Below are 26,855 nucleotides of genomic sequence, written 5' to 3'. Positions count from 1 at the left end.
CCGTTTCTCATAATCATCTTATTTCTTGAGAACCGGAATCTTCAGATAGCTATCCCCATACCATTTAATGATCAAAGGTTCTTTGGCATCTTTGATGGTTTCTTCGCTTACATTTTTGCCAGTACCATAATTGATTTCCGTAAAAGGGTCCTTGATTCCGTTGACCACCACTACCAACCGACTGCCTTTACTGATTTTCTTGCTCGTCATGCGAACAATTCCAAATGGGAGTTTTACCTTTTTATGGGGGGTCAACAATTGTCTTTGCTCCCAATCTCGCACATAACTTGCCCTGCCCACATAGGGTAATGTAAGGGCAAAGAATTTACCATCGGGGGTCTGCTCGAACAACACAACTTTATAATCAAAATCCTTTTTATTGATAGACACCGAGATTTCCCCTCCAAACGAACCGTTCAGTTCAAAATCGGAGTCAAAAGGTTGGGTCGCAAAGGAAAAACCATGTCCCACCATTAAACTATCTTCAACAATGTTTCGCCAACCACTTGAATTCCAGGTAAGATTGCTTCGGTCGGTAAAATCAATGGTCTGCTCCAAATATTCATTGGAGTCTACCGGCTGCTCAGCAAGCGTGTAATGGATATCCTTCCCATTATTTCCCGTATCAAACAGTGATGCAAAAGCCACTCCCGAACGCTCGTTGCTCAAATAATATTTGAGCGTATCGTTCGCCATTTCCTGCAGTGAGGAAGCATGCCCCCAGATATTGGCTCCCATCACTTGATAATTGATCTTGTCCTGTATCAAATCGGGTTTGGGCTTCCCCTTCAAAATATAATCAAACCAATCAAAGATCAATTCCGTGATATCAATTTGGGCCACGGGGTCGATATCGTACCCAAAAATATGGGCACTCGGTTTTTCTTGGGCTCCAAAATGGGTGTATGGTCCTATAACCAGATAATGCTCCGCATTTGTATTGTATTTGGTATGCTCTTTCAAATAGTACTGCGTTCCGACTTGCCCTCCGTCATAGTAGCCTGTTGTTGCCAGAACGGGAATGTTTATATGCGCAAACTCCTCTTGGTAGGGCATCATGTTTTGCCAATAGGCATCGTAGGTGGGGTGCAATAACCGCTCTCGAAATTGCGGGTTGGGCAATCCGTCCAAGCTATCCATGGCATTATAGGCCACTCCTTTTTCAAACCAATTCATGTTCAGGTCTCGCCACCGTTGACCATTATAGTACAAAGTAGTGTCCAAATACTTATTATTCGATACATAATGGTGCCAAGGAAAGTGGAAGTTAAAATATACCCCATTTTCCATAGGTTCTGCGATACCGGGCGCTGCCGAAACAGACGGGACAATGGTTTTTAAGGCAGGGTGCACCTTGTGCTTTACTGCAGCCCATTGGGTGAAGCCGACGTAGCTTCCACCATACATCCCCACTTTTTGGTTGCTCCAATCTTGTTTACTGATCCAATCGATTACCTCGTAGGTGTCGGTTGACTCATATTTATAGGGGACTATCGAATCAGGGCTCAAGCCCTTGCCGCGAGTGTACGAAACCACCCCCACATACCCATGGTCCGCAGCCATTTTGGCTCTTTTCAAGTCACTTTTGCGTGCGTAAATGGTATGAAACAACACGGTTGGGCTTGGTTCGGAAGCCTCGGCATTTCGAACTACGATTGCATGGATTTTTGCTCCATCACCGGTTGAAATCAAGATACTATCCTGAACCAGGTACGCTTTGCCATCTTCCGTAATCGCTCTTGGGGTTTGAACGGAGGCTTGTTCTTGGCAAGAGGCTAAAAAACAGAGGGCTACCCCTACGAGAATAAACGTTTTGTGGATTGAAATTTTCATTTTGATTGATTTTTAGTTCAGGACATAACCGTCCTAAAGCAATATGTTTTTGCTATTCGTTATGTTGATTTGATTGCTTGTGAAACCGCTACAAACTGTTTCGTTTTTTGAACTTTACCGATTGCCTGCTCGAGAGCTCTATCTTTTCCCCTGTTGTCAATACCAACTGTAGTTTGTTGTTAAAATACGGGTGGATTTCTTTGATGTATTCCGTATTGATGATTTGACTTCGATTGGCCCTAAAAAAGGTGTTGGGGTCCAATTTTTCTTCCAGTTGGTTCAGGGAGCGTTTGATCATGGCTTTTTTATCACCAAAATACAGGCGTGCATAATTATCCATGGACTCGATTAAACTTATCTCCGCCAACGCAATAAAGTATACCTTTTCGCCATCCTTGATAAATATTTTTTGATGGCTTGCCAAGGGTACTTTTTGCTCTTCCTCCTTCTTTTGCAGTTCCAACTTCACCTTTTCAATGGTTTTGGCAAAGCGCTCTTCCCTTAGCGGTTTTACCAAATAATCCAAAGCATTTACTTCAAAAGCCTGAACTGCATATTGATCATAGGCCGTTGTGAACACCACTTCGGGAACGGTCCCCAACTCCTCCAACAAATCAAACCCAGATTTCTCCGGCATATGAATGTCCAAAAAAATGATATCCGGTTGCTCTTTTTCTATCAGACCAATAGCAACTTCCGCATTGTTCGCTTCGCCCACGATTTCAAATTCTGGATAGCCTTCAAGTGCTCTTCGCACCTCTTCCCGGGCCAAGCGCTCATCGTCTATGATCAAAGTTGTATACGTGCTCATTAGTTTTCGATTGGAATCATTAATGTGGCAACCACCTTATTTTCCGAAGGGGTTTCCACCTTAAACTCAGCCCTGCCCTCATATTGCAACAACAGGCGTTCCTTCAGATTTTTTAACCCTACTCCTTTATGTTTTCCTACGGAAAGCGTTCCAGGATTTTTAACGCTTATCACCACATAATCGTTCTTCTTTTGAACCGAAATATCTACGGTCCCCCCATCCAATTGTTTATCAATACCATGCTTAATGGCATTTTCTACCAAAAGTTGGATACTCAATGAAGGGATTTTAAAGTTTTTAAGCGTTTGGTCAATATCAAATGTAACATTCAGGCGTTCCTCAAATCGAAGTTTTTCCAACTCTACATAATCTTTCACCAATGCCATTTCTTCTGCAATGGATATGGTGGCATGTTCTTTTTCATACAATGATGAACGCAATAGGTCGGATAACAAGTCGATGGTCCTTCTTGCACTTTTCGGGTTTTCAAAAACCAAGGCTTTGATGGAATTAAGGGAGTTGAACAAAAAATGAGGGTTCAACTGTGCGGCTAGATTATCCAACTGACTTTGCTTTGCAATTACCGAAAGTTGGGCGTTGGTTTTAGCCGTATTCACCTCTTTTATATAGAAATGATACGCATGGTAGGCAAGCACCCAAATGGACATGTGCCTTATTCCCGTAATCAAAACAGGGTTCCAAACCGACAAATTTTCCAAAAATGTATTGGCGTCATTGACCAAATAAATGTAAACCGATGTTTTTAAATTCATAATCAACATGAACAGTACGGCCAACACCAAAATAGAGGGAATAACCTTCTTGATCAACCTCTTTATCCCCAACTGGTTCCAATTAGCTTTTAAAGCTATGCTCCTATAAGCATGGGTGAGGCCAATACAAATGGCAACATCCAAAATATAATTGATTAAAGCTTGGGTAATGGTAAATTGATCCCGTACCAGCGCAATATAGAGCCACAAAAGGGAAACAATGCCCCAGCCAATAAATTGGCATTTCCAATAAAGGGATAGTCTTGTATTTATCGTTTTGTTGGGCATTGAACCATTCATTTTTAGGGCCTCTTGTTGTTATGGTTATTGCTACTCGGGTTTTGAATAACTGGTCAACTCATTTACATATACCCCATAACCATCCTTATTTACATGCTTTATATATGTTTTTAACGCTGGGGAATACCACCAAATATCCGTCATTTCCCCTTTAAAACCTCTAGAATTGGTTACAATTCCTTTGTATTCTATTTTATAAGCCTTGAATTTTCCAGCTACCACATTTAGCTCTTCAAATGAAACAATTTCAGCATCTTGACTGGTTTTTCCCGTGGTACCTTCATTATTTTCCCATTCTGACTCGTATTTCCATTTTTTTCCTACCTGCAAAGGCCAATTACGAAACGGGGTGCTGCTCTGTTTTTGATTTGTGGTTTTCGAAATTTGAACGGTATCAACACCGTTCCAAAGCCCCAAAGTTCCATTGTAGTCCACTACTTTCTGGATATCTTCCCCTTGTGCACGAACCTCACCTTCAACTTTTCGTTCCCATTTCCAAGTCCATTTTTCTCCAATGGTATAATCCTTTAAAGTTGGTTCGTTAGTTTTTGTAGATGCACAATTACTAAAGATGAGTAACAGTGCGAAGTAAAATATTGCTTGTTTTGTCATTACTGTTGTTTTTTGATTGATGAATAATTATGGTTGTGATCATAACTATGATGAACCACCGATACAAAGCAATGAAAAACATTCAACCCCAAGAAGATAAAGTACATGGGCGAACGAAATTTACGTTGAGCGGCAAAATTTATATTTAAGCGCCAATTGCTTGAAAAAAAGGACTTATAACACAACCAACATTTCTTCTATTTTTTCTGTAAGGAACATTACTTCCTTCCGACGCATTGTTGTTTCTTTATCAATCTAAAGGCGAGCATATGATGTTTTTTCGGTTACTTTTATTAAACAGCGCACTATTATTGACCCAGTTGATTCATGGTCAAACTACCCAAACAATACCATTGCAAGCCGAGTATTGGACTGCTGCCAAAGGCAGTAAGCTCTCCTTCGAAACTTTTGATGGGCGACAGACCATGGTATTGGATGGTAAAGCGTTTGCCAACGACATCGAATTTTCCAACGGTGTACTGGAAATGGAGGTGTACGCCAACCAAGCACGCAGTTTTGCTGGTTTTTTGTTCCGTAAGCAAGATCAAAACTTTGAAGAAGTGTATATGCGCATGCACAAATCGCGACAGGTCGATGCGGTTCAATACACGCCCACCTACCATGGTGAGAGTAACTGGCAGTTGTATCCAGAGCATCAGGCCCAAGTAGCTTTTAAAACCGAGGGATGGAATAATTTACGGATAAAGGTGGAAAACCTAAAAGCTACCGTATATATAAACGACATTCAAGCATTGGAGGTGAACCGCCTAAAATCAGGTAATCTCTCTGGGGAAATAGGCGTTTTTGCCCTTTTTGGCAACCGTTTCTCTAATCTGAAAGTCACCAAAATGGGAGAAGCCGTTGCGAAAGAACCTTTCCCTATTCTTACTCCCGCGAAAGGTATCATCGGTGAATGGGACCTCACAGAGGCCCAACCTTATGTAGAGGGTCAATTAAATTTTGAGGATTTTGAAAAGGCGAAGACCATCACTGTCAATACAGAACAATCTGGCTTGTTGCCCATTTCCAGATATTTGGCAAAGCCAACTTCGGGCAACTTTGAACGCAACCAAGAAGCTTTCACGGTAGCCTCTACAACTATAGCCGTGGATCAGGCCCAGACCAGGTTCTTTTTGTTCGATTACAGCGATAAAATCGTTGTATATTTAAACGGAGAGCCTATTTTCTACGGCAACAATGCCTTTCGGTCTAAAAACAACCAGTTTCAAGGTCATTTGGGTTTATCCGCCAACAAACTGCCCATTCAGCTCAAAAAAGGATTCAACACCTTGCACTGTGTGGTTATCGACAAGGCCAATGGTTGGGGGTTGCTTGGTAAAATTGAATAGACAAAGCGAAGGGGGCGCAATCTTCAGCCCCCAATAACGTAAATTAAACTGTAACACACCTATCATAATAGTAACCTTAAATAAATTAAAAGAATGAACAAACCCATCTTAATTATCCTACTAGTTTTACCATTTCTCATGTTTTCCCAAAATTGCGATTGTGAAACCAATTTTAATTGGGTGAAAACAACTTTTGAAAAGAACGATGCAGGGTTTGCCCATGCATTGGAGAGTAAGGGAGAGCAGGCTTACCAAGCCCATAACGAATCTTTCGCCCAAAGGATAAAAAGTATTGAAGACCCCAATGAATGTGTAAAAACCATTAGGGAGTGGCTTGCCTTTTTTCGCTCAGGTCATGTTTATGTAGGCCTGGCCGGTCCAGCCAGTACCAGTAATTCGGAAACATTATTAGATAAGGACATCATTGCACGATACAAAGATTCCGAAAAGATAAATGTGAATTTGGAGGAATTCACCAAATATCTGGAAGCAAAGAAAGAAGTAGATTACGAGGGTATTTGGGTTTCCGAACCCTATAAAATGGGTATCAAAAAAATCAAGGATGAATACGTAGGGTTCATTATTGAAGCAGATGGGGTATATTGGACCAAAGGACAGGTAAAGCTCAAAATAAAAGCAGATAATTCTTTGGTGTATTACTTGAGAGATCATTCTGAGCAAACTTTTCCAAGTGTAGAACTTTTGAGTGATAATTATATAAAATCAGGGTTTGTCACGCTTAAAAGAGTAGCTCCCAAGTATGACAGCAACCCGGAAATTGAGCGTTATTTTAATGCTATCAGCGCCAACAAACCTTATTTTGAAATTATTGATGACAAAACAACCTATTTACGGATTCCAACATTCAATGGTGGGGAAAAAAGTGTTATTGACAGTGTTATATCCGCAAACAAAGATTTGATATTAAAAACCCCCAACTTTATTATTGACATCAGGAATAATGGAGGAGGGAGTGACCGAAGTTATTACGAGTTACTGCCTATATTATACACCAACCCCATACGGACCGTTGGTGTCGAGTTTCTTTCAACACCCCTGAACAATCAAAGAATGCTGGATTTTATAAATGATCCTTCTTATGGGTTCGACGAAGAAGGAAAAAAATGGGCTCAGGAGTCATTTGATATCTTGGATAAGCGAAAAGGGGAATTCGTAAATCTAGACTCCACTGTTGTCGATATTACCAAATACGACACGATTCATCAATTTCCCAAAAATGTCGGAATCATTATCAACGAAGGAAATGGTAGTACCGCAGAACAATTTTTATTGGCTGCAAAACAAAGCAAAAAGGTGAAACTGTTCGGTACAACAACGGCCGGTGTGCTGGACATTTCCAATATGTACCCGATTACATCTCCATGTGGTGATCTTGAATTTGCCTATAGTTTATCCAGAAGCATGAGAATTCCAGACATGACAATCGATAACAAAGGTATACAACCTGATTTATACATCGACAAAAGTATCCCCACCTACAAATGGATAGATTTTGTTACCAAAACATTGAACAACCAAGTAGAATAAATTGCATTAAGGGGACCCTCGGAAATGTGGGTTCCCTTAATAGTTTCGCCACTTTTGGGTAAACTCAAAAACGTGCTCCAAAATTCTGGCCTCGGTATCGTTGAATTCCACATTCCGGCGTTTCATCATGGCTTCAGCTACTTCAAAAGCCTTGTTGGTTCTAAAAGCGGTGTAGCCCGCAGTAGCCCCTCCCCAACTAAAACTGGGAATAAAATTTCGGGGGAAACCACTACCAAAAATATTGGCACTCACCCCAATAACGGTTCCTGTATTAAACATTACATTGATACCACATTTGCTATGGTCGCCCATCATCAATCCACAAAATTGAAGACCTGTTTTGGCAAAACCTTCAGTTTGATAATTCCACAATCGTACTGGAGCATAATTGTTCTTTAGGTTTGAGGTATTGGTATCCGCCCCAATATTGCACCACTCCCCTAGCACGGAATTTCCAAGAAAACCGTCGTGGCCTTTATTGGAATTGGCGAACAGCACTGCATTATTGACTTCTCCTCCCAATTTACAACCAGGTCCCGCGGTTACGGCACCATAGATTTTAGCGCCCATTTTTAAAATGGCATTTTCACAAAGTGCCAATCCACCTCGAACCATACAGCCTTCCATCATCAATGCATTTTTACCAACGTAGATTGGACCTGTGGACGCATTCAAAATACAGAACTCTACCGAAGCTCCTTCCTCAATAAAAATATTTTCAGGGTTCTTTACTTTATTGGTATCAGATATGGGTTGGCTTTTTCTTCCTTGGGTCAATAAATCAAAATCCACTTGAAGAGCTTCCGCATTTTTGGAAAAAATGTCCCAGGTGTTTTTGATTTTTATACAGTCACCTTTAAAATGAACCGTTACATATTCTTCACTGGAAAATTTGCTATGTGGGTTATCCGTGGTATACGCAACGTAATCTTCTCCATCCATCAAGACTTCGCCCATTTGCAAGTTTTGAATGGCCTCCATCAAACTTTTATTCGGCAAATAACTACCATTGATTACCGTATTTTCAGCAGTTACCGACAACGGAAACTTTTCGGACAAGTACTCTTCGGTTTGAAAACTCACTGGAGCCTTCAACCATTTTTCCCATTTCTCGCTAATGGTCAAAATGCCGACCCGAATCTCAGATACAGGACGTGTGAAGGTAAAAGGAAAAAGGTCTTCGCGGTGATTACCGTCGGAAAGGATATAGTTCATAGCGCAGCTTTGAATACTGTAAAAATAAAAAACGCCCTCGAATAGTATCGAGAGCGTTCATATATTTCGTTGAAAAGTACGACCTACTCGGTCTCCTTCTCTTCTTTCTTGAATTTTTTGTACTTGTTCTTGAACTTATCAATTCTACCAGCGGTATCAACCAATTTAGTCTTACCGGTGTAGTATGGGTGGGAAGTTCTTGAAATTTCCAATTTTACCAAAGGATATTCAACACCATCAACAGTGATGGTCTCTTTCGCTTCAGCAGTGGACTTTGTAATAAACACATCTTCGTTGGACATGTCTTTAAAAGCAACCAATCTATAGTTTTCTGGGTGTATATCTTTTCTCATCGTCTTAAATGCTTAATCTCAGAATTTTCAGGGTGCAAATTTAATGATTTCTTTGACACCTCCAACTTAAAATCGCTAAAAAAATAAAAGTAACTTTATATGTAACAAATTTAAGCAATCTTGCACTAACCAACTGTAATCAACACAAATTTCAAAAAAATGGAAGAACAACAAGTTAAAACAGGAAAATTTGCACTTAACTATGGATTATTGTTAGGTGCCATATTTGTAGTGTTCGGCGTTATGCTCTACACACAAAAGATGCACTACGAGATGAGCACATCAGTAATTGTGATCTCAATTGTTTTAATGGCTGCTGCCATATTTCTTGCGGTAAATGCATTTAAAAAGGCGAACGGAGGCTATTTAACCATATCCGAAGCTTTAAAAGTTGCAGTAGGTGTGGCTTTGGTTGGTACAATACTATCACTGGCCTACCAATTTATACTCACCAACTTTATTGAACCTGACTTTATGGACAAGGCCATTGAGCTAGCTAAGCCAAAAGCTATGGCACAAAACCCCAATATGACCGAGGAGCAATGGGAGCAAGGAGTGGAAATGCAAAAAAGCTTTGCTTGGATCCAGTACCCTGTTGGTTTAATCATGAACAGTGTGGTCGGATTGATATTGGGTCTTATTACTGGATTGATTTTGAAAAAGTCCAAGGCCGATTACTAAATCAAAAAATACTACTTTTGAAAGGAATTCCAGAATCAAACAATGCAGATTTCCATTGTAATTCCTTTACTTAACGAGCAAGAATCTCTAAAAGAACTACATGATTGGATTGTGCAGGTAATGCAATCCAATCATTTTTCTTATGAGATTATCTTTATAGATGATGGTAGTACCGACGGGTCGTGGGAAACCATCTCCGAGCTTTCCAAACTAAATGCCAATGTGAAAGGCATTCGGTTCTTGAAAAACTTTGGTAAATCCCAAGCCTTGCATGCTGGTTTTAAAACTGCTGAAGGCAAGGTTGTCATCACCATGGATGCTGACCTTCAAGATAATCCAGAAGAAATTCCAGAGATGTATCAGATGATTGTCCAAGAAGGCCATCATGTGGTATCGGGTTGGAAAAAGAAGCGGTACGATTCCGTTATCACCAAAAACATTCCCTCCAAACTGTTCAATTGGGCAGCAAGAAAAACTTCCGGAGTAAAACTGCACGATTTCAATTGTGGGCTCAAAGCCTTCAACCAAAAAGTGGTGAAGACCATCGAGGTGTCCGGGGAAATGCACCGATACATACCCGTTTTGGCCAAAAATGCCGGATTTTCCGATATTTCTGAAAAAGTGGTGCAGCACCAAGCCAGAAAATATGGTTCCACAAAATTTGGAGCAGAACGGTTTATCAACGGTTTCTTGGATTTAATAACCATTTGGTTCGTTTCCAAGTTTGGCCGAAGACCAATGCACCTTTTCGGGGCATGGGGCGTACTCATGTTCTTTGTAGGTTTTGGATTTTCGCTCTATCTGGGGATTGATAAGCTCTTCATTAATCCCACTGGGCGCCTTATTACACAAAAACCGCAATTCTATATTGCATTGACGGCAATGGTCATTGGTACCCAATTATTTTTGGCAGGTTTTATCGGAGAAATAATGGTAAGGTCCCGAAAAAATGACACCCGCTATAATATCTCGGATAAAATTAACCTTTAGGCCATTCTCAAACCCTATAAACTTTGTATTTTTAAACATCTAAACAACTATAAACACTATGGATTCCATTACAGCTACAGCGCAATCTTGGTTGACCGATTTTTTTGATGAAGACACAAAAAAGGAAATCAAACATCTTATGGAAAACGATCCTGAGGAACTCAAGGAACGTTTTTATAAGAATTTAGAGTTTGGTACGGGTGGAATGCGTGGTGTAATGGGTGTAGGTACCAATAGAATCAACAAATATACCTTGGGGAAAAACACTCAAGGTCTCAGCAATTATCTTAAAAAATCCTATTCGGACAACGACCTTCAAGTGGTAATTGCTTTTGATTGTAGACACAACTCACAATCTTTGGCCAAAACTGTGGCGGAGGTTTTTTCCGCCAACGGAATCCGGGTTCACCTCTTTTCTGATTTAAGAACGACTCCCGAACTTTCTTTTGCAGTCAAGCAAATCGGATGTCATGCAGGCATAGTGTTAACTGCATCCCATAACCCACCGGAATATAATGGATACAAAGTATATTGGGCCGATGGTGGTCAGATTGTGCCTCCACAAGACGGGGAAATTATAGCTGAAATCAATGCGCTTTCTTTTGAGGATATCAAATTTGATAAAGATGAAAGTCTCATTCACCTAATTGATGAAGAGGTGGACGAAGCCTTTTTTGAAGCATCAGTAAAGAATGGAAGTTTTGATGCCAAAGGGAAAGATGATTTTAAAATTGTTTTCACTTCGTTGCACGGAACATCCATCACTGCTATTCCTGAAGTTTTGAAGCGTGCCGGTTACAACAATGTCACCATAATAGAAGAACAAGCAAAACCCGACGGAGACTTCCCTACTGTGGAATCGCCCAACCCTGAAGAACCAGAGGCTTTGTCCATTGCAATTAAAAAAGCTGAAGAAATTGGGGCCGATATGGTGGTAGGTACTGACCCTGATAGTGACCGTTTGGGCATCGCGGTACGTAACTTGGATGGTAAAATGGAATTGCTCAACGGAAACCAAACCATGGTGTTAATGACAAAATTCCTTTTGGACCAATACAAGAAAAAAGGATTTAAAGGCAACGAATTTATTGCCTCAACCATTGTCTCTACCCCAATGATGGAACAAATGGCCAAATCCTACGGTGTGGAGTTCAAAACCGCATTGACGGGTTTTAAATGGATTGGTAAAATGATCAAAGACTTTCCTAGCTCCGAATTTATCGGCGGTGGTGAAGAAAGTTTCGGCTATATGGTCGGGGATTTCGTTCGCGACAAAGATGCTGTCACCTCTACCCTATTGGCCTGTGAGATTGCAGCCAACGCCAAGGCCAACGGCAGTTCTTTTTATAAAGATTTGATAGATGCCTACGTAGAATTTGGATTCTACAAGGAAAAATTAATCTCCATTACCAAAAAAGGAATGAGTGGAGCGGAAGAAATAAAACAAATGTTGAAGGATTTCAAAGAAAATCCTGTAGATACCGTACAAGGCTCAAAATTGCTTTACATTGAGGATTACAACACCTCTATTGTTAAAAATGTACAGACTGGTGAAGAGTTTACGCTTCATTTGCCAAAGTCAAATGTATTGATTTACGAAACGGAAGATGGCACCCGAATTGCAGCTCGCCCCAGTGGGACGGAACCGAAAGTAAAGTTCTACATCAGCACAAATACAAAATTGGACAAGGCAGAGGATTATAAATCCGTAAATTCGCAGTTGGAAACCAAAATAGAAGGTATCCTATCCGAGCTGAATTTATAGTGAATGAACTACTTTAAAAAGATTCTCCTGTTTGCGAAACCATATCGCAGATACGGTATTCTGAATATATTCTTCAATATTCTTTATGCATTGTTCAGTGCTCTGTCCTATGCCGCACTCATCCCAATGCTCAATGTACTTTTTGATAAAACCAAGCAAATCAACGAGCCACCGACATACGAAGGCATTGGGAAGCTAAAGGATTATTTTGAAGGGTACATGAATTATCAAGTGACCCAATTCTCGGGTGAAGACCCCATGAAAGGGCTTCTTTTGGCCGTAGGTCTCATCTTGTTTTTATTTCTTTTCAAGAACATCTTTAATTACATGGCGATGTACTTCATCACTTTTTTACGTAATGGCGTGCTCAAGGATATTCGCAACAAGATGTACCAAAAAATCGTGGACTTGCCCATTTCCTATTTCTCCGAAAAGAAAAAAGGAGATGTTATTGCAAGAATCACTTCCGATGTTTTGGAAATTCAGCACTCGTTTCTCTCCATTTTGGAGTTGATCGTGCGCGAGCCATTGACTATTTTGTTTACAATTATCGTAATGTTCATCATCAGTGTAAAACTGACCATTTTTGTGTTCATCTTTATTCCTATTGCGGGGATGATTATATCGCGAATCGGAAAATCTTTAAAGAAAAAATCGGATAAGGTTCAAAAAGAACAAGGTGAATTTCTATCCATTGTTGAAGAAACCTTGGGTGGACTTCGTGTCATCAAAGCCTTTAATGCTGAATCCAAGTTCTACAACATCTTCAAAAACTCGACTTCCCGATTTTTCAGGTTTTCAAATTCGTTATTAAACCGTCAAAACCTATCATCTCCAACCAGCGAATTCCTTGGAATTGTTGTATTTGGTGTGCTGCTCTGGTTTGGCGGACGCATGGTCCTCTTGGAAGGAACCTTGGATGCCGCCTCATTTATTTCCTATATGGGATTGGCATTCAATATTTTAACACCTGCAAAAGCTATTAGCAAAGCGTCTTACGCCGTTAAAAAAGGGAATTCCGCTGCGGAGCGCGTTTTGGAGATACTCGAATCTGAAAATCCGATCAAGGATATTGATGGCGCTAATGAAAAATCCGACTTCGGCACTGGCGTAGAGCTCAAAAACATATCTTTCAAATATGAGGACGACTATGTTCTTAAAGACTTTAACCTAAAGGTTGATAAGGGCAAAACCGTAGCCTTGGTGGGCCAGTCCGGCAGTGGAAAAAGTACCGTGGCCAATTTGGTGACCCGCTTTTACGATGTCAACAAAGGTGAAATTTTGATTGATGGCACCAACATTAAAAACATCACCAAAAAGTCGCTTCGCGGCCTTATGGGGTTAGTGACACAAGACTCTATTCTCTTCAATGATTCCGTAAAAAACAATATCGCACTGGGCAAAGAAAACGCGACGATGGAAGAAATCATCGAGGCTGCCAAAGTAGCCAATGCACACGATTTTATCATGGAATTGCCCTACGGTTACGACACCAACATCGGTGATAGCGGAAACAAGCTGAGTGGTGGTCAAAAACAACGATTGTCCATAGCCAGGGCCGTACTTAAGAACCCACCCATCATGATTTTGGACGAAGCTACTTCCGCTTTGGACACTGAAAGTGAACGATTGGTACAAGATGCGTTGGAGAAAATGATGCAAAACCGAACATCTATCGTTATTGCTCATCGATTGTCCACCATCCAAAACGCAGATGCCATTGTGGTGATGAGTAAAGGTGAAATTGTAGAGCAAGGCAATCACGAAGAACTGATGAAGTCAGACAAAAACTATAAGAAACTTGTGGAGATGCAGTCCTTTTCTTCGTAAGGAGTTGGATTCCAGGAATATTAGATTGTTAGATGATTCGATTACAAGCTCCTATCTCGAAAAATTAAAGATTCTTCGCTTCGCTCGGAATGGTAACCCTCCATATACCTTTTAACCTTTGCCCCTCGTTCATTGTTCATTGTTCATTGTTCATTGTTCATTGTTCATTGTTCATTGTTCATTGCTAAATAAAAATTAAACCTTTTCCCCTTACCTTAGTCAAAGCATCAAACAACAAAAACATTGATTGCTGAGGAAACCTTAGTCCAGGAACTGAAACAAGAAGAAAGCCGCTCAAAGGCCTTTGAGGTGTTAGTGAACACTTACAAAGAACGCCTGTATTGGCATATTCGAAGGATTGTCCTCAATCACGATGATACGGACGATGTGCTTCAAAACACATTTATCAAGGTCTACAGGAATATCGAAAAATTTAAAGGTGACAGTAAGCTCTATTCCTGGATGTACCGTATTGCCACCAACGAATCGTTGACCTTCCTGAAACAGAAATCAAAAAAAATGGGAGTCAGCGACCAGGAACTGAAAAATAGAATGGTGGAAAACCTTCAAGCCGATGTATATTTTGAAGGAGACGAGATTCAACTCAAATTACAGAAAGCCTTGGCCACGCTTCCAGATAAACAAAAATTGGTGTTCACTATGAAGTATTTTCAGGAAATGAAATACAAGGATATTTCCGAGGCATTGGACACCTCCGTGGGAGCTTTAAAGACCTCCTACCATTTAGCCGTTAAAAAAATAGAAGCGTATCTTAAAGAGAATTAAACCTTTGGCGAATTTAGCAGTCATAACAACAAGATGAAAAAGGACAAAAAAAACAGTTTCAATACCCCGGAAGGTTATTTCGATAACTTCAATGATCGTCTTATGGACAGAATCAAAAAAGAAGAAGCGGGAGAAACAACATCCTTAATTCCAAAAAGTGATGGTTTTGCAGTTCCGGATGGTTATTTTGATGAAGTAACACCAACTGTTCTTTCCAAAACCGTTGCAAAAGTAACTAAGGTCATTCAATTTAAACCCAATCGGAATTTCTATTATGGTGTTGCTGCCGTAGCTGCTATTTTTATATTGATTTTCAGCTTTACTTGGAATTCAACCTCCGAACCCATCACTTTTGACGATTTGGCCAACGCCGAGATAGAATCCTATTTGGAAAATACCGATTTTGAAATGACTTCTTATGAAATAGCTGAAGTAGTTTCTTTGGAAGAAATGGAGTTGACCGATATGTTGGGTGATGATTTGGAAGACGACATCATTATGGAATATTTGGATGAAAATGTCGAAGATATTAAAGAATTAAATTTAGATGACACCGATTATGAATAAGAGAGTACTTACACTGTGTTTCCTTTTGTTCGGAACCTTTTTGATGCACGCACAAGGTCCGGGAAGAGAGCGCATCAAATCACTAAAGGTTGCCTTTATCACGGAACGGGTAGGTTTAACTAGTGAAGAAGCCCAACAATTCTGGCCCATTTACAACGAACACGAAGAAACCTTGGAGCATATGCGCAGAAAGGAACGCATGGAGCTGCACGCCAACATTTCAAGGGCCCAAGACCTTTCTACGAACGAGTCCGAAAAGCTTTTGGACAATCTTCTTGCACTCCAGTTTGAAAAACAAAAAGCGGAACGTGATTTTTTATCAAAATTGAGAACGGTAATTCCAGCCAAAAAAGTGTTGTTATTGGTCAAGGCCGAAGAGGATTTTAAAAGGCAGATGATTCAACAGTTCCGAAAACGGCGTGGTCGTAATTGAACAGAGTAACATCATAAAAACAGACAAGAAGCCTCAGGGCTTCTTTTTTTGATTAAACCTTTACCAAAAACCATGGTCTTACTACCAGAAACCATTAAAATCCAATGTTATGAAACGAATGAGAATATTTTTGGTTATCACCGCATTTTTAGGAGCCGTAATAACAACTCAGGGACAAACAAGAACAGTGGTAAGGGTTTACCCAAAGCACGGAACTATTGTTAAAACCATAGCAAACCCAAGAGTTATAGTGCACAAAAAAACGAATTACTACTATGCCGATGGCGTATGGTACAAAACCCACGGAAAAAAGTATGTGGTTACGGCCGCACCCAGAGGAATTAAAGTAAGAACCCTGCCCAGAGGAAGCAAGGTGGTATACAGGAATGGCAGAAGGCTATATCAATATAGAAGTGTTTGGTACAAAAGGAGAGGACAACATTATGTCGTTGTAAACATATAGTTTTTGATTGATTTGTTTTTAGTTAGTGAAGAGCGGCGATATAATCGTCGCTCTTTTATTTGAATACCAATTGTGCAATTCTGTTCTTACCAGCAGCAAAGGCTGTCGAATCATTTAAAAATCGCAGTGTGTAAAACGACTCCTCACTCATCTGTTTCCATGTCGCGCCACCATCTGAAGAATAAGAAATTCCTGTAAATCCTACAGCAATCAAAGCTTCTCCATTTGAATTGGGAACAAACTGCACGCAGCTTTTATACCCGGGCTCCTGCCCGTTGGCAATCAATTGCCAAGTTTTACCCCCATCGACCGTTTTTATTTTGTTGGCATTATTGGATTCTGGCTGGGTATAATCCCCTCCGATAGCGAAACCCATATTTTCATCAAAAAAATCCATAGAATAAATACCTTGTGTAGGTTCATCTGAAACAATCGGGGTTTCCTGTATTTCCCATGAAGTGCCTTTATCACCTGAAAAATAAATTCTCCCCTCTGTGGTTCCAATCCAAACTTTATTCCCTTGCACGGCAATATTGCTGTTACTGGCCGCAAATGCCCCTTCTCCTTCAATACCTTCAGGCAAATCCGAACATGGAGTTTTTGTCCAAGAATCTCCACCATCCCTAGTTATGATAATAGAAATACATCCATCCATGGTATCACCTACGGCAATACCTTCTTTATCATTCCAAAATGTAAGACTATCATAAAAAACCCCCTCACCTTTCTCCGTATACACCAACTCCATTTTTCCTTGGTCTCCAGTTTTATATAGCAAGGCAGGGCTCTCCACAGAAAGCATAAAGAAATCTTGGGTTGTTCCCCCAACCGCCCTAAAACTTGGAGTTAGGGAATCATAAATTTGAACATTGGTCCTTACTTGATGCGGATTTACATCTACAGTGCCATAAACTCCATTGCTTCCCGCAAAGGCCAAGGTCCTGTTATCCAAAAAAGTAATCGCCCGTATGCTTACAGAGTCTTCAAAAACCGGGGTTATATCCACGGATTGAAAGGGTTGTTTTTTTGACTCTTCGGTACAGGAAATTAAAACTAGGACAGCAAAAATGGAAATGATTGACCTCATTGTATTTATTTTCCTCAAAAGTAAGGAGAAATCATACCTTTGCAACCTTATTTTATATGATGCGTTTACACAGAAACCTAGTATTTGCCGTAATTGATGCCCTTCACATGATTTTTAACGAAGGGGAATATGCCGATAAAGTGATTGAAAAAGTACTGCGGTATGATAAACGCTGGGGCGCACGGGACCGAGGCTTTATCGCAGAGACCACCTACGATATTGTTCGATGGAAACGCCTGTATTCTGAAATTGCCGAAGTACACGACCCGTACAGTAAAACCCATTTGTTCCGATTGTTCGGCGTTTGGTGTGTACTCCGTGGAATTCGTATTCCTGATTGGAAACAACTGGAAGGCACTCCGGAACGTCGCATAAAAGGTAGATTTGATGAACTTTCCAAAATCCGAAAATACAGGGAATCCATTCCTGATTGGATGGACGAACTAGGGGAAAAATCCTTGGGCAACGAGCTTTGGACCAAAGAAATTGCAGCACAAAACCAGCAAGCAGATGTTATTTTGCGAACCAATACGCTCAAGGTTCCAAAAACGCAACTGAGGGCTTTTTTAGCCAAGGAAGATATCGCTGCAGAGCCCATAGAAGGTTATCCCGATGCCTTAAAACTTGTAGAGCGCAAGAATGTTTTTGTGACCCAAGCCTTTAAAGATGGTCTTTTTGAAGTGCAGGATGCCTCCTCCCAATTGGTTGCCCCATTTTTAGAAGTAGAACCTGGGCAAAGGGTTATTGACGCCTGTGCCGGTGCTGGAGGTAAAACCCTTCATTTAGCCTCCCAAATGCAAAACAAAGGACAATTGATTGCTTTGGATATCTATGAAAGTAAATTGAAAAAACTAAAGAAAAGAGCTCGAAGAAATGGCGTTCACAATGTGGAAACCCGAGTGATTGATTCTACCAAAGTCATTAAAAAACTGCACAATAGTGCCGACCGATTATTACTAGATGCTCCCTGTTCTGGATTAGGTGTAATTAAAAGAAATCCCGATTCCAAATGGAAGCTGGAACCTGAATTTGTGGACCGTATTATGGGGGTACAGCAAGATATCCTCCAAAACTATAGCAAAATGGTTAAAAAAGGGGGGCAAATGGTCTATGCTACCTGTTCCATACTTCCGCAGGAAAACTCAGAGCAAGTCAAAAAGTTTTTGGAATCCGAAAATGGGAAAGACTTTGAGTTTGTAAGAGAACGCAATGTTTTTGCTTCGGAAACGGGTTTTGATGGGTTTTATATGGCATTATTGAAGAAGAAAGCTTAACAATTTCGATTGTTGGATTATTGGATTGTTAGATTTTGGGATTCTTCACTTAGCTCAGAATGACATTTTCTTGAACAACAGAACCATCATTCTGAAGGAGTAAAATGACTGAAGAATCTTCTTTTTTTGCTTATGTCACATTGAGCGCAGTCAAGATGTGCTTAAGTTCTCGACTCCGCTCGAACTGACATATTACATATTAATTACTTATTCCTTGACCGTAGGATACTCTACCCCTAATTGTTCCAAATAGGTATCATATTTGGTTTCATCAAAGTAGAATTCCTTTAAAGCTGGACGGAACATATCTTGTTTGTCCTTGTTCAAGAACGTGGGCGGCATATCATCTGCAGAAATCATTGGTTCATATTTGGTCTCCTTGGTTTGCTCGTTATTAAAATAATCCCAAGCTTGAGTCAATAATTCAGGCTTTAGCAAGAAATCCATAATCGTCATAGCTTCTGCTTTGGCACCGGCCGTAGCCCCTTTGTGTGCAATTGGTGTCGCCATGGCAATGGCATTGGCCCAATGGTGACCTGGTAAACTGGGGATATTTGATGGAAAGCGCATTGTAACTGTTGGTATTTTCCAGGAAATATCACCAATATCATCCGAACCTCCACTAACAGGTTCCAATACCGGAAGTCCAATTTTGGAAAGCTCGGTAGGCAATCCTTCGATTTTTTTAGATTTTACTTGGGTCTGTACCGCTTTGGCAAGAGTTTGGTCAGCTTCGGTCCATGTTGGTAACCCCACACTTTTAATATTTTCGTACATGGTTTCGGCAATCACCTTATTATAGTGTCTTGGCCAAGCAGTGCCCAATATACGCGATGTCATTGTAGTACCTGTCATCAGAGCTGCACCTTTAGCAATATCGTTTGCTTCGGCATACATTTCCATTATACCTTCGTAGGTCACATCTCTAAAATAAAACCAGATTCCAGCTTTGGAAGGCACCACATTGGGCTGGTCTCCAGCATCAGTAAAAATAGAATGGGAACGCTTTAAAGGGTGTAAGTGCTCTCTCTTGTAATTCCACCCCACATCCATAAGCTCTGCAGCATCCAAAGCACTACGTCCTCTCCATGGTGCACCAGCAGAATGGGCCGATTCCCCGTCAAACATATATTCAACAGAAATTAAACCCGTACCACGAGTTGGACCCCATGAGACACTTAAATTACTGCTCACATGGGTGAAAATGCACATATCAATATCATCAAAAAGACCATCGCGTACATACCAAGCTTTGGCAGCTACCAATTCTTCGGCAATTCCAGGCCAAAGAATCAAAGTACCACCAATGTTCTCTTTTTCCATTACCTCCTTAACGGCCAAAGCAGACGTAATATTCAACGGGATACCTGCATTGTGTCCTTCACCATGTCCAGGTGCACCTTCAACAATAGGCTTGTGGTATGCCACGCCCGGATATTGAGATGCTTTGGGGATACAATCCACATCACTTCCCAAAGCAATAACGGGCCCTTCTCCATTGCTCCAAGAAGCAAACCAAGCGGTCGGGATATTGGAAATGGAATGCTCAATGGTAAAGCCATTTTCTTCCAGGATTCCAGTTAGGTATTTTGAACTCTCTTCTTCTTGGAACCCGAGCTCTGCAAAACTGAAAATTTTGTCCACCATTACCTGTGTCTGCTTTTTATTGGCTTCGACAATGGCTTCTACTTCGGCTTTAAATTTTTTGACTTGACTTTTTGAGTACTTTTTTTGCGCTGTTGAAGTGGTAATACCTGCAAAAAGTAACATCCCGGATAACAGGATTTTGGTAATTTTCATAAGGTTGATTTTGAGTTAGCTATAATTCTTCTAAGATAGGAAAACAACTTTAATCCTCTAAGTTTAAACTTTTGACGTTGTCAACTTTTAAAGAATTAGTAAGATAAATACCTCTATTTTCTCAACCATACATACTATCAACATTGTTTAGTTAACAAAACACCTTTGTAGTTAGATGAATTACGTTCCAAAATTGTAAATTTGCACTTTCTTAAACCGTTCAACGCACAGATTGTATGATCCATTTTTTTGGGGACAAGGCGACCAAGGTTTTTGCCGTCCAAACCGCTCAGGAAATCACTCAGGAAGACATTAATAAACTGACTTGGTTGTTTGGCAACCAACCCAAAATTGAAGCGGCGTCACTCGACGCCTTTTTTGTTGGGCCACGGGCCGCCATGGTGACACCTTGGAGTACCAACGCCACCGAGATTACTCAAAATATGGGTGTCACTGGGATTATTCGTATTGAAGAATTCCATACGGTAACGGAGGACTTTATCGGCTTTGACCCGATGCTTTCCCAAAAATATAATGTATTGGGGCAGGATATATTCACCATCAATATTGTTCCCGAACCTATTATGGAAATTGATGATATCTCCTCCTACAACGAAAAAGAAGGATTGGCTCTCAGTGATGAAGAAGTTGAGTACCTCGAAGGACTCTCCAAGAAATTGGGGCGCAAGCTGACAGATTCCGAAGTATTTGGCTTTAGTCAAGTGAATTCCGAACACTGCAGGCACAAAATTTTCAACGGAACTTTTGTGATCGATGGGGAAGAGAAGCCCTCTTCTCTATTCAAATTGATCAAAAAAACCTCCGAGGCCAACCCAAACGATATTGTTTCGGCCTACAAAGACAACGTCGCCTTTATAAAAGGTCCAAAAGCGGTTCAGTTTGCACCCAAGAGCGCGGACAAGCCTGACTTTTACGAAGAAAAAGAATTTGATTCCGTTTTATCTCTAAAAGCGGAGACCCATAACTTTCCGACTACCGTGGAACCATTCAATGGCGCTGCGACTGGTTCCGGGGGAGAAATCAGGGATCGTTTGGCGGGAGGGAAAGGTTCGCTGCCTTTGGCAGGAACTGCAGTTTATATGACTTCCTACTCCCGCTTGGAAGAAAACCGTCCATGGGAAAATGGAATGAAAGAAAGGGATTGGCTATATCAGACTCCAATGGATATCTTAATCAAGGCGTCGAATGGAGCGTCCGACTTCGGAAACAAATTTGGACAACCTTTGATTGCAGGTTCCGTACTCACTTTTGAACATCAGGAAGAAGCCAGAAAATTAGGTTTTGACAAAGTAATCATGATGGCCGGAGGTATTGGTTATGGAAAAACCGACCAAGCCTTGAAGGATACTCCCAGTAAAGGAGACAAAATAGTCGTTCTAGGTGGTGATAATTATCGTATTGGGATGGGCGGAGCCGCAGTATCCAGTGCAGATACTGGAGAATTTAGTTCGGCCATTGAATTAAATGCGGTGCAACGTTCCAATCCCGAAATGCAAAAAAGAGCTTCAAACGCCGTTCGCGGATTGTTTGAAAGTCACGATAACCCCATTGTTTCCATTCACGATCACGGAGCAGGTGGACATTTGAACTGCCTGTCCGAATTGGTGGAGGAAACAGGTGGCACCATCGACACGGACAAATTACCTGTTGGTGACCCAACCCTTTCCAAAAAAGAATTGATTGGCAACGAATCCCAAGAACGCATGGGATTGGTGATCGGTGAAAAAGATTTGGATTTGTTAAACCGTGTTTCGGCACGTGAACGCTCCCCAATGTACAACGTTGGTGAAGTTACGGGAGACCATACCTTTAAATTCACATCGGGTAAAACGGGTGAGACTCCTATAAACTTGGAACTTTCCGATATGTTCGGAAGCTCCCCCAAAACCATTATGGCGGATAAAACTGCTCAACAAAAGTATCCCGCACTAGCCTACTCTTTGGAACATTTCCATGATTATTTGGAACAAGTGTTGCAATTAGAGGCAGTAGCCTGTAAGGATTGGTTGACCAACAAGGTTGACCGTTGCGTGGGGGGACGCGTTGCAAAGCAACAATGCGCCGGACCATTACAGTTACCTTTGAACAACTGTGGTGTTATGGCACTCGATTTTAAAGGAAAAGAAGGGATTGCCACCAGTATTGGCCACTCCCCTATCTCGGCTTTGATTGATCCAGTTGCTGGAAGTAGAAATAGTGTTGCGGAATCCTTGACCAATATTGTTTGGGCACCGTTGAAAGATGGTTTAAAATCCGTATCGCTCTCCGCAAACTGGATGTGGCCCTGCAGAAATGAAGGTGAGGATGCACGTTTGTATTCTGCAGTGGAATCGTTGTCTGAGTTTGCAATAGATTTGGGCATTAATGTGCCTACAGGAAAGGATTCGCTTTCCATGAAACAAAAATATAAGGATGGTGAAGTATTATCCCCAGGAACGGTAATCATTTCTGCTGGTGCGAATTGCAACAACATCAACCAAGTAGTGGAACCTGTTTTGCAAAAAGATGGCGGGGATATTTACTACATCAACATATCCAAGGACAGCTACAAATTGGGCGGTTCTTCCTTTGCTCAAATTTTAAATGGCATTGGTGATGAGGCTCCATCCGTTTTAGAGGCTGGATATTTCAAAACTGTTTTCAACACCTTGCAGAAACTCATCAAAGATGGTCAAATTTTGGCTGGACACGATGTGGCTTCAGGTGGTTTGATTACTACCCTTTTGGAACTTTGCTTTGCAGATAACGATTTGGGTGCCAAATTGGATTTATCCAGCATTGGCGAACAAGATATCATCAAACTATTGTTCTCTGAAAATATTGGTGTGGTGTTCCAAGCTAAAGATGCTTCCGTAGAAAAAGTGATGGAAGCAGCAGGGATTAATTTTGCAAAAATCGGTACTACAACTTCTGAAAGTACCTTGGAAATCAAAAATAACGGTATTGAAATAGGTTTGAACATTGCTTCCCTGCGTGATACTTGGTTCAAAACATCCTACCTATTGGACAACAAACAGACTGCCAATGGTTTGGCCAAAGACAGATACGATAATTATAAGGAGCAGCCGTTGCAATATAGCTTTCCATCTGAATTCAGTGGTGCTTTGCCAAAAGTTCCGAGCACAAAAAGACCAAAGGCTGCCATTCTTCGCGAGAAAGGGAGTAATTCCGAGCGAGAAATGGCAAACGCGATGTATTTGGCAGGTTTTGATGTGAAAGATGTGCACATGACCGACCTCATTACAGGGAGGGAAACTTTGGAAGATATCCAATTTATTGGCGCCGTTGGTGGTTTCTCCAACTCCGATGTATTGGGAAGTGCCAAAGGTTGGGCCGGAGCCTTTAAATACAACGAAAAGGCCAATAAAGCATTAAAAGATTTCTTTGCCAGACCTGATACACTTTCTGTAGGGATTTGTAATGGTTGCCAGTTGTTTATGGAGCTGGACCTCATCAACCCGGAGCATGATACGCATGGTAGAATGACCTACAATGACTCACACAAACACGAGAGCAATTTTACCTCGGTAAAAATCCAAGAAAACAATTCGGTGATGCTTTCCAACATGGCAGGTACTACGATTGGGGTCTGGATAAGTCACGGAGAAGGTAAATTTAGTTTACCCCATACCGAGGACCAATACCACATCGTGGCCAAGTACGGTTATGAAGGGTATCCTGCCAATCCAAACGGAAGTGATTTCAACACTGCAATGATTTGCGACAAAACAGGTCGACATTTAGTGACTATGCCACATATTGAGCGATCTACATTTCCATGGAACTGGGCTCACTATCCAAAGGATAGGGTCGATACGGTAACTCCTTGGTTACAAGCTTTTGTGAATGCAAGGGAGTGGTTGGAAAAACTGGAAGATTAATAAAATCATAAAGGGTCAGGGGCATTTTATTGGGAATTTTGCAAAATTTGCCTAAGGTAATTGTTAAATCTGTTTCCTAGTTAAGGTCTGTTTTGCTAATTTGCAACCGCTTTACATAAAACTTACTATGCAAACTGTTACCCGATTATTTGATTTCCCATACTATCAACTTGAAAAACTCCCCTTAGAAAAATCATTGGTCACTAAAAGTGATGGAAAATGGATAGCTACGTCCACCAAAGAATACATCGACAAGGCAAATGCGGTAAGTAGAGCTTTGTTGAGATTGGGAGTTAAGCCAAATGATAAAATTGCCATTATATCCATGACCAATCGCACGGAGTGGAACATAATGGATATTGGCATCCTACAGATCGGGGCACAAACCGTTCCTATATACCCTACCATTTCAGAAGAAGATTATGAGTATATCCTAAACCACTCCGAAGCCAAGTATTGCTTTGTTTCATGCGAAGAGGTATTGGAAAAAGTGCTTGCCATCAGTTCTAACATTAAAAAACTAGAAGAGGTTTACTCTTTTGATGAACTTGACAATTGTAAAAACTGGAAAGAAGTATTGGAACGTGGTGCCGATGCATCCAACCAAGATGAAGTTGAAAAATTGAAGGATTCGGTAAAACCTGAAGATTTAGCAACTTTGATTTACACTTCTGGGACAACCGGCAAACCAAAAGGGGTAATGCTATCCCATGACAATATTGTATCCAATGTAATTTCGAGTGAAAAAAGAGTGCCTTTTGAGTCAGGCGGAAGCGCCCTTAGTTTTTTACCCGTTTGCCACATTTTTGAAAGAATGTTGCTCTATTTATATCAATATTGTTGTATTGAAATTCATTTTGCCGAAGGTCTGGACAAAATTAGTGATAACATAAAAGAAGTAAAACCGCAGGTAATGACGGTCGTTCCTCGACTACTCGAAAAAGTCTACGACTCCATTATAGCGAAGGGCGCTGCACTTACCGGCATTAAAAAGAAATTGTTCTTCTGGGCAGTAGAAGTTGGACTTAAGTTTGAACCCTACGAAGCCAATGGCTGGTGGTACGAAAAAAAATTAGGTGTTGCCCGCAAGTTAATCTTTAGCAAATGGAAAGAAGGTCTTGGTGGAAACCTGGAGATCATGGTGTCCGGTAGTGCTGCCCTTCAACCCAGATTGGCGCGCATTTTTGGTGCTGCCAACATGCCGGTTATGGAAGGATATGGCCTTACAGAAACCTCTCCGGTTATTGCCGTGAACGATCAACGGAACAGGGGATGGAAGATCGGAACGGTTGGTAAAATAATTGATCGCGTTGAGGTGAAAATTGCTGAGGATGGCGAAATACTATGTAAGGGACCCAATGTAATGTTGGGATATTATAAAGACCCTGAAAAAACTGCACAAGTAATGACAGGGGACTATTTCCATACCGGCGATATTGGAGAAATAGATGCTGAAGGCTTTTTGCGTATTACCGACCGTAAAAAAGAAATGTTCAAAACCTCCGGAGGTAAATATGTTGCCCCACAATTATTGGAAAATCGCTTTAAGCAATCCCGTTTTATTGAGCAAATTATGGTCGTGGGCGAAGGTGAAAAAATGCCCGCCGCACTCATCCAACCTAACTTTGAATTTGTCCGGGAATGGGCCAAGCGCCACGATATCAACCTTGGTGGCAACGAAGAGATTGTAAAAAATGACAAAGTGATTCACCGACTGCAAGAAGAAGTGGATTGGGCCAACGAAGAATTTGCCAAGTGGGAAAAGGTAAAACAATTTAGACTTACACCCGATGTGTGGAGCGTTGAAGGAGGACACGTAACTCCCACCTTAAAACTGAAAAGAAAAATCATCAAGGAGAAATACTTAAGCCTGTACAATGATATTTATGGACATTGAAAATATCATCATCAAATTATTATGAAGGGTCAGCAGTAGATGCTGGCCCTTTGTTTTTACATCATATCTATTTCACAAAATTTATTATGCATGCATAATAAATTTTCATATATTTGAGAACACCAAACCAGTTCTATGAAAGATTTGACCATTGATTACGCCCTTAGGGCCACCTGGCAGGCTGTTAGTAAAATGTACAATGAGGAAGCAAAAAACTACGGGCTTACAATGGCCATTGGATTTACCTTATTGAGTATTGACCCAAAAGGAGGCACACCAAGTACAACATTGGGACCCAAAATGGGCATGGAAGCAACTAGTTTGTCCAGAATCTTAAAAAATATTGAGGAGAAAGGATATATACAACGGAAACGAAACCCAAAAGATGGACGTGGAGTACTGATTCATTTAACCCCTCTTGGACTGGAAAAACGGGAAGGTTCCAAAGAAGTGGTACTTCAGTTTAACAAAGTAGTAAAGGAGCATTTAACAGAAGAAGATATAAATGGTTTTTTTAAGACCATGGAAATTATCAATAAGCTTATTACCGATAAAAAAATCTATACAAAAACAACTAATAATTAAT

Annotated in this window: 22 protein-coding genes; 14 read left to right on the top strand and 8 right to left on the bottom strand. The window is 40.8% G+C overall.

The features are described from left to right. Window positions 1-18: 18 nt before the first annotated feature. From ACQQ5U_RS00920 to ACQQ5U_RS00905, 4 genes are all read right to left on the bottom strand, one after another. On the bottom strand, window positions 19-1,833 hold the full coding sequence (locus ACQQ5U_RS00920; protein WP_437395044.1) for a CocE/NonD family hydrolase: 1,815 nt from the start codon (window positions 1,831-1,833) through the stop codon (window positions 19-21). Window positions 1,834-1,921: 88 nt separating this feature from the next. Next, the gene (locus tag ACQQ5U_RS00915) at window positions 1,922-2,644 is read right to left on the bottom strand and encodes a LytR/AlgR family response regulator transcription factor (RefSeq protein WP_437395043.1); all 723 of its coding nucleotides are present in this window, start codon (window positions 2,642-2,644) and stop codon (window positions 1,922-1,924) included. Beyond that, entirely contained in the window at window positions 2,644-3,705 is a 1,062-nt protein-coding gene (locus tag ACQQ5U_RS00910; protein ID WP_437395042.1) for a sensor histidine kinase, read from the bottom strand. The genes ACQQ5U_RS00915 and ACQQ5U_RS00910 overlap by 1 nt, the downstream gene beginning before the upstream one ends. A gap of 42 nt (window positions 3,706-3,747) precedes the next feature. After that, a complete protein-coding gene (locus tag ACQQ5U_RS00905; RefSeq protein ID WP_437395041.1) occupies window positions 3,748-4,329 on the bottom strand; it encodes a hypothetical protein in 582 nt (193 codons plus the stop codon). A 269-nt stretch (window positions 4,330-4,598) separates the two neighbouring features. Between ACQQ5U_RS00905 and ACQQ5U_RS00900 the strand changes: the two genes are divergently transcribed. Next, window positions 4,599-5,678 (top strand): family 16 glycoside hydrolase, encoded by a 1,080-nt coding sequence (locus ACQQ5U_RS00900; RefSeq protein ID WP_437395040.1) that lies wholly within the window; start codon window positions 4,599-4,601, stop codon window positions 5,676-5,678. A gap of 180 nt (window positions 5,679-5,858) precedes the next feature. After that, a complete protein-coding gene (locus ACQQ5U_RS00895; RefSeq protein WP_437395039.1) occupies window positions 5,859-7,226 on the top strand; it encodes a S41 family peptidase in 1,368 nt (455 codons plus the stop codon). Between the two features lie 36 nt (window positions 7,227-7,262). Here the strand turns inward: ACQQ5U_RS00895 and ACQQ5U_RS00890 are convergent, their stop codons facing one another. Both ACQQ5U_RS00890 and ACQQ5U_RS00885 read right to left on the bottom strand, forming a co-directional pair. Next, the gene (locus ACQQ5U_RS00890) at window positions 7,263-8,441 is read right to left on the bottom strand and encodes a GlmU family protein (protein ID WP_437395038.1); all 1,179 of its coding nucleotides are present in this window, start codon (window positions 8,439-8,441) and stop codon (window positions 7,263-7,265) included. Between the two features lie 83 nt (window positions 8,442-8,524). Then, window positions 8,525-8,794 (bottom strand): type B 50S ribosomal protein L31, encoded by a 270-nt coding sequence (locus ACQQ5U_RS00885; protein ID WP_119608105.1) that lies wholly within the window; start codon window positions 8,792-8,794, stop codon window positions 8,525-8,527. 159 nt (window positions 8,795-8,953) lie between these two features. Here ACQQ5U_RS00885 and ACQQ5U_RS00880 point away from each other — a divergent pair, with 159 nt between their 5' ends. The 8 genes from ACQQ5U_RS00880 (at window position 8,954) to ACQQ5U_RS00845 (ending at window position 16,309) form a co-directional block, all read left to right on the top strand. After that, window positions 8,954-9,475, top strand: coding sequence for a DUF4199 domain-containing protein (locus ACQQ5U_RS00880; protein ID WP_437395037.1), 522 nt, complete (start codon window positions 8,954-8,956; stop codon window positions 9,473-9,475). Window positions 9,476-9,517: 42 nt separating this feature from the next. Continuing rightward, a complete protein-coding gene (locus ACQQ5U_RS00875; RefSeq protein ID WP_437395036.1) occupies window positions 9,518-10,465 on the top strand; it encodes a glycosyltransferase family 2 protein in 948 nt (315 codons plus the stop codon). 58 nt (window positions 10,466-10,523) lie between these two features. Beyond that, a complete protein-coding gene (locus ACQQ5U_RS00870) occupies window positions 10,524-12,230 on the top strand; it encodes a phospho-sugar mutase (protein ID WP_437395035.1) in 1,707 nt (568 codons plus the stop codon). A gap of 3 nt (window positions 12,231-12,233) precedes the next feature. Further along, complete coding sequence (locus ACQQ5U_RS00865) at window positions 12,234-14,060, top strand: ABC transporter ATP-binding protein (RefSeq protein WP_437395034.1); 1,827 nt, start codon at window positions 12,234-12,236, stop codon at window positions 14,058-14,060. Window positions 14,061-14,303: 243 nt separating this feature from the next. Continuing rightward, window positions 14,304-14,846: an RNA polymerase sigma factor gene (locus ACQQ5U_RS00860; RefSeq protein ID WP_437395033.1), complete on the top strand. Its 543-nt coding sequence runs from the start codon at window positions 14,304-14,306 to the stop codon at window positions 14,844-14,846. Window positions 14,847-14,879: 33 nt separating this feature from the next. Further along, window positions 14,880-15,413, top strand: a complete 534-nt coding sequence (locus ACQQ5U_RS00855; protein WP_437395032.1) for a hypothetical protein — start codon at window positions 14,880-14,882, stop codon at window positions 15,411-15,413. Further along, window positions 15,406-15,846 carry a hypothetical protein gene (locus ACQQ5U_RS00850; RefSeq protein WP_437395031.1) on the top strand — a complete coding sequence of 147 codons (441 nt, stop codon included), beginning with the start codon at window positions 15,406-15,408 and terminating at the stop codon, window positions 15,844-15,846. Before ACQQ5U_RS00855 ends, ACQQ5U_RS00850 begins: the two co-directional genes overlap by 8 nt. Window positions 15,847-15,955: 109 nt before the next feature. After that, window positions 15,956-16,309 carry a DUF6515 family protein gene (locus ACQQ5U_RS00845; protein ID WP_437395030.1) on the top strand — a complete coding sequence of 118 codons (354 nt, stop codon included), beginning with the start codon at window positions 15,956-15,958 and terminating at the stop codon, window positions 16,307-16,309. Window positions 16,310-16,364: 55 nt separating this feature from the next. Here the strand turns inward: ACQQ5U_RS00845 and ACQQ5U_RS00840 are convergent, their stop codons facing one another. Continuing rightward, complete coding sequence (locus ACQQ5U_RS00840; RefSeq protein ID WP_437395029.1) at window positions 16,365-17,396, bottom strand: WD40/YVTN/BNR-like repeat-containing protein; 1,032 nt, start codon at window positions 17,394-17,396, stop codon at window positions 16,365-16,367. Window positions 17,397-17,455: 59 nt separating this feature from the next. Here ACQQ5U_RS00840 and ACQQ5U_RS00835 point away from each other — a divergent pair, with 59 nt between their 5' ends. Then, the gene (locus ACQQ5U_RS00835) at window positions 17,456-18,670 is read left to right on the top strand and encodes a methyltransferase domain-containing protein (RefSeq protein ID WP_288933492.1); all 1,215 of its coding nucleotides are present in this window, start codon (window positions 17,456-17,458) and stop codon (window positions 18,668-18,670) included. A gap of 207 nt (window positions 18,671-18,877) precedes the next feature. On the opposite strand, the gene ACQQ5U_RS00830 is transcribed toward ACQQ5U_RS00835, so the two are convergent. Further along, complete coding sequence (locus ACQQ5U_RS00830) at window positions 18,878-20,470, bottom strand: amidohydrolase (RefSeq protein ID WP_437395028.1); 1,593 nt, start codon at window positions 20,468-20,470, stop codon at window positions 18,878-18,880. 236 nt (window positions 20,471-20,706) lie between these two features. Between ACQQ5U_RS00830 and purL the strand changes: the two genes are divergently transcribed. The 3 genes from purL (at window position 20,707) to ACQQ5U_RS00815 (ending at window position 26,854) form a co-directional block, all read left to right on the top strand. Next, on the top strand, window positions 20,707-24,372 hold the full coding sequence (purL, locus tag ACQQ5U_RS00825; protein WP_437395027.1) for a phosphoribosylformylglycinamidine synthase: 3,666 nt from the start codon (window positions 20,707-20,709) through the stop codon (window positions 24,370-24,372). 127 nt (window positions 24,373-24,499) lie between these two features. Then, the gene (locus ACQQ5U_RS00820) at window positions 24,500-26,269 is read left to right on the top strand and encodes an AMP-dependent synthetase/ligase (RefSeq protein WP_437395026.1); all 1,770 of its coding nucleotides are present in this window, start codon (window positions 24,500-24,502) and stop codon (window positions 26,267-26,269) included. Between the two features lie 135 nt (window positions 26,270-26,404). Beyond that, complete coding sequence (locus tag ACQQ5U_RS00815) at window positions 26,405-26,854, top strand: MarR family winged helix-turn-helix transcriptional regulator (protein WP_437395025.1); 450 nt, start codon at window positions 26,405-26,407, stop codon at window positions 26,852-26,854. The last annotated feature ends 1 nt before the right edge of the window (window position 26,855 follow it).

It is taken from the genome of Flagellimonas lutimaris, assembly GCF_051494225.1.
Classification (GTDB): Bacteria; Bacteroidota; Bacteroidia; order Flavobacteriales; family Flavobacteriaceae; genus Flagellimonas; species Flagellimonas lutimaris_A.
Note: the sequence above shows the minus strand (reverse complement) of the source record. Positions and strands in the feature narration are given on the sequence as shown.

Bases quoted from the DNA above. Each gene is read 5' to 3' on its own strand.
- ACQQ5U_RS00920 (WP_437395044.1), bottom strand. From the start codon at position 1,833: ATGAAAATTTCAATCCACAAAACGTTTATTCTCGTAGGGGTAGCCCTC.
- ACQQ5U_RS00915 (WP_437395043.1), bottom strand. From the start codon at position 2,644: ATGAGCACGTATACAACTTTGATCATAGACGATGAGCGCTTGGCCCGG.
- ACQQ5U_RS00910 (WP_437395042.1), bottom strand. From the start codon at position 3,705: ATGCCCAACAAAACGATAAATACAAGACTATCCCTTTATTGGAAATGC.
- ACQQ5U_RS00905 (WP_437395041.1), bottom strand. From the start codon at position 4,329: ATGACAAAACAAGCAATATTTTACTTCGCACTGTTACTCATCTTTAGT.
- ACQQ5U_RS00900 (WP_437395040.1), top strand. From the start codon at position 4,599: ATGATGTTTTTTCGGTTACTTTTATTAAACAGCGCACTATTATTGACC.
- ACQQ5U_RS00890 (WP_437395038.1), bottom strand. From the start codon at position 8,441: ATGAACTATATCCTTTCCGACGGTAATCACCGCGAAGACCTTTTTCCT.
- ACQQ5U_RS00885 (WP_119608105.1), bottom strand. From the start codon at position 8,794: ATGAGAAAAGATATACACCCAGAAAACTATAGATTGGTTGCTTTTAAA.
- ACQQ5U_RS00880 (WP_437395037.1), top strand. From the start codon at position 8,954: ATGGAAGAACAACAAGTTAAAACAGGAAAATTTGCACTTAACTATGGA.
- ACQQ5U_RS00875 (WP_437395036.1), top strand. From the start codon at position 9,518: ATGCAGATTTCCATTGTAATTCCTTTACTTAACGAGCAAGAATCTCTA.
- ACQQ5U_RS00870 (WP_437395035.1), top strand. From the start codon at position 10,524: ATGGATTCCATTACAGCTACAGCGCAATCTTGGTTGACCGATTTTTTT.
- ACQQ5U_RS00865 (WP_437395034.1), top strand. From the start codon at position 12,234: ATGAACTACTTTAAAAAGATTCTCCTGTTTGCGAAACCATATCGCAGA.
- ACQQ5U_RS00855 (WP_437395032.1), top strand. From the start codon at position 14,880: ATGAAAAAGGACAAAAAAAACAGTTTCAATACCCCGGAAGGTTATTTC.
- ACQQ5U_RS00850 (WP_437395031.1), top strand. From the start codon at position 15,406: ATGAATAAGAGAGTACTTACACTGTGTTTCCTTTTGTTCGGAACCTTT.
- ACQQ5U_RS00845 (WP_437395030.1), top strand. From the start codon at position 15,956: ATGAAACGAATGAGAATATTTTTGGTTATCACCGCATTTTTAGGAGCC.
- ACQQ5U_RS00840 (WP_437395029.1), bottom strand. From the start codon at position 17,396: ATGAGGTCAATCATTTCCATTTTTGCTGTCCTAGTTTTAATTTCCTGT.
- ACQQ5U_RS00835 (WP_288933492.1), top strand. From the start codon at position 17,456: ATGCGTTTACACAGAAACCTAGTATTTGCCGTAATTGATGCCCTTCAC.
- ACQQ5U_RS00830 (WP_437395028.1), bottom strand. From the start codon at position 20,470: ATGAAAATTACCAAAATCCTGTTATCCGGGATGTTACTTTTTGCAGGT.
- purL (WP_437395027.1), top strand. From the start codon at position 20,707: ATGATCCATTTTTTTGGGGACAAGGCGACCAAGGTTTTTGCCGTCCAA.
- ACQQ5U_RS00820 (WP_437395026.1), top strand. From the start codon at position 24,500: ATGCAAACTGTTACCCGATTATTTGATTTCCCATACTATCAACTTGAA.
- ACQQ5U_RS00815 (WP_437395025.1), top strand. From the start codon at position 26,405: ATGAAAGATTTGACCATTGATTACGCCCTTAGGGCCACCTGGCAGGCT.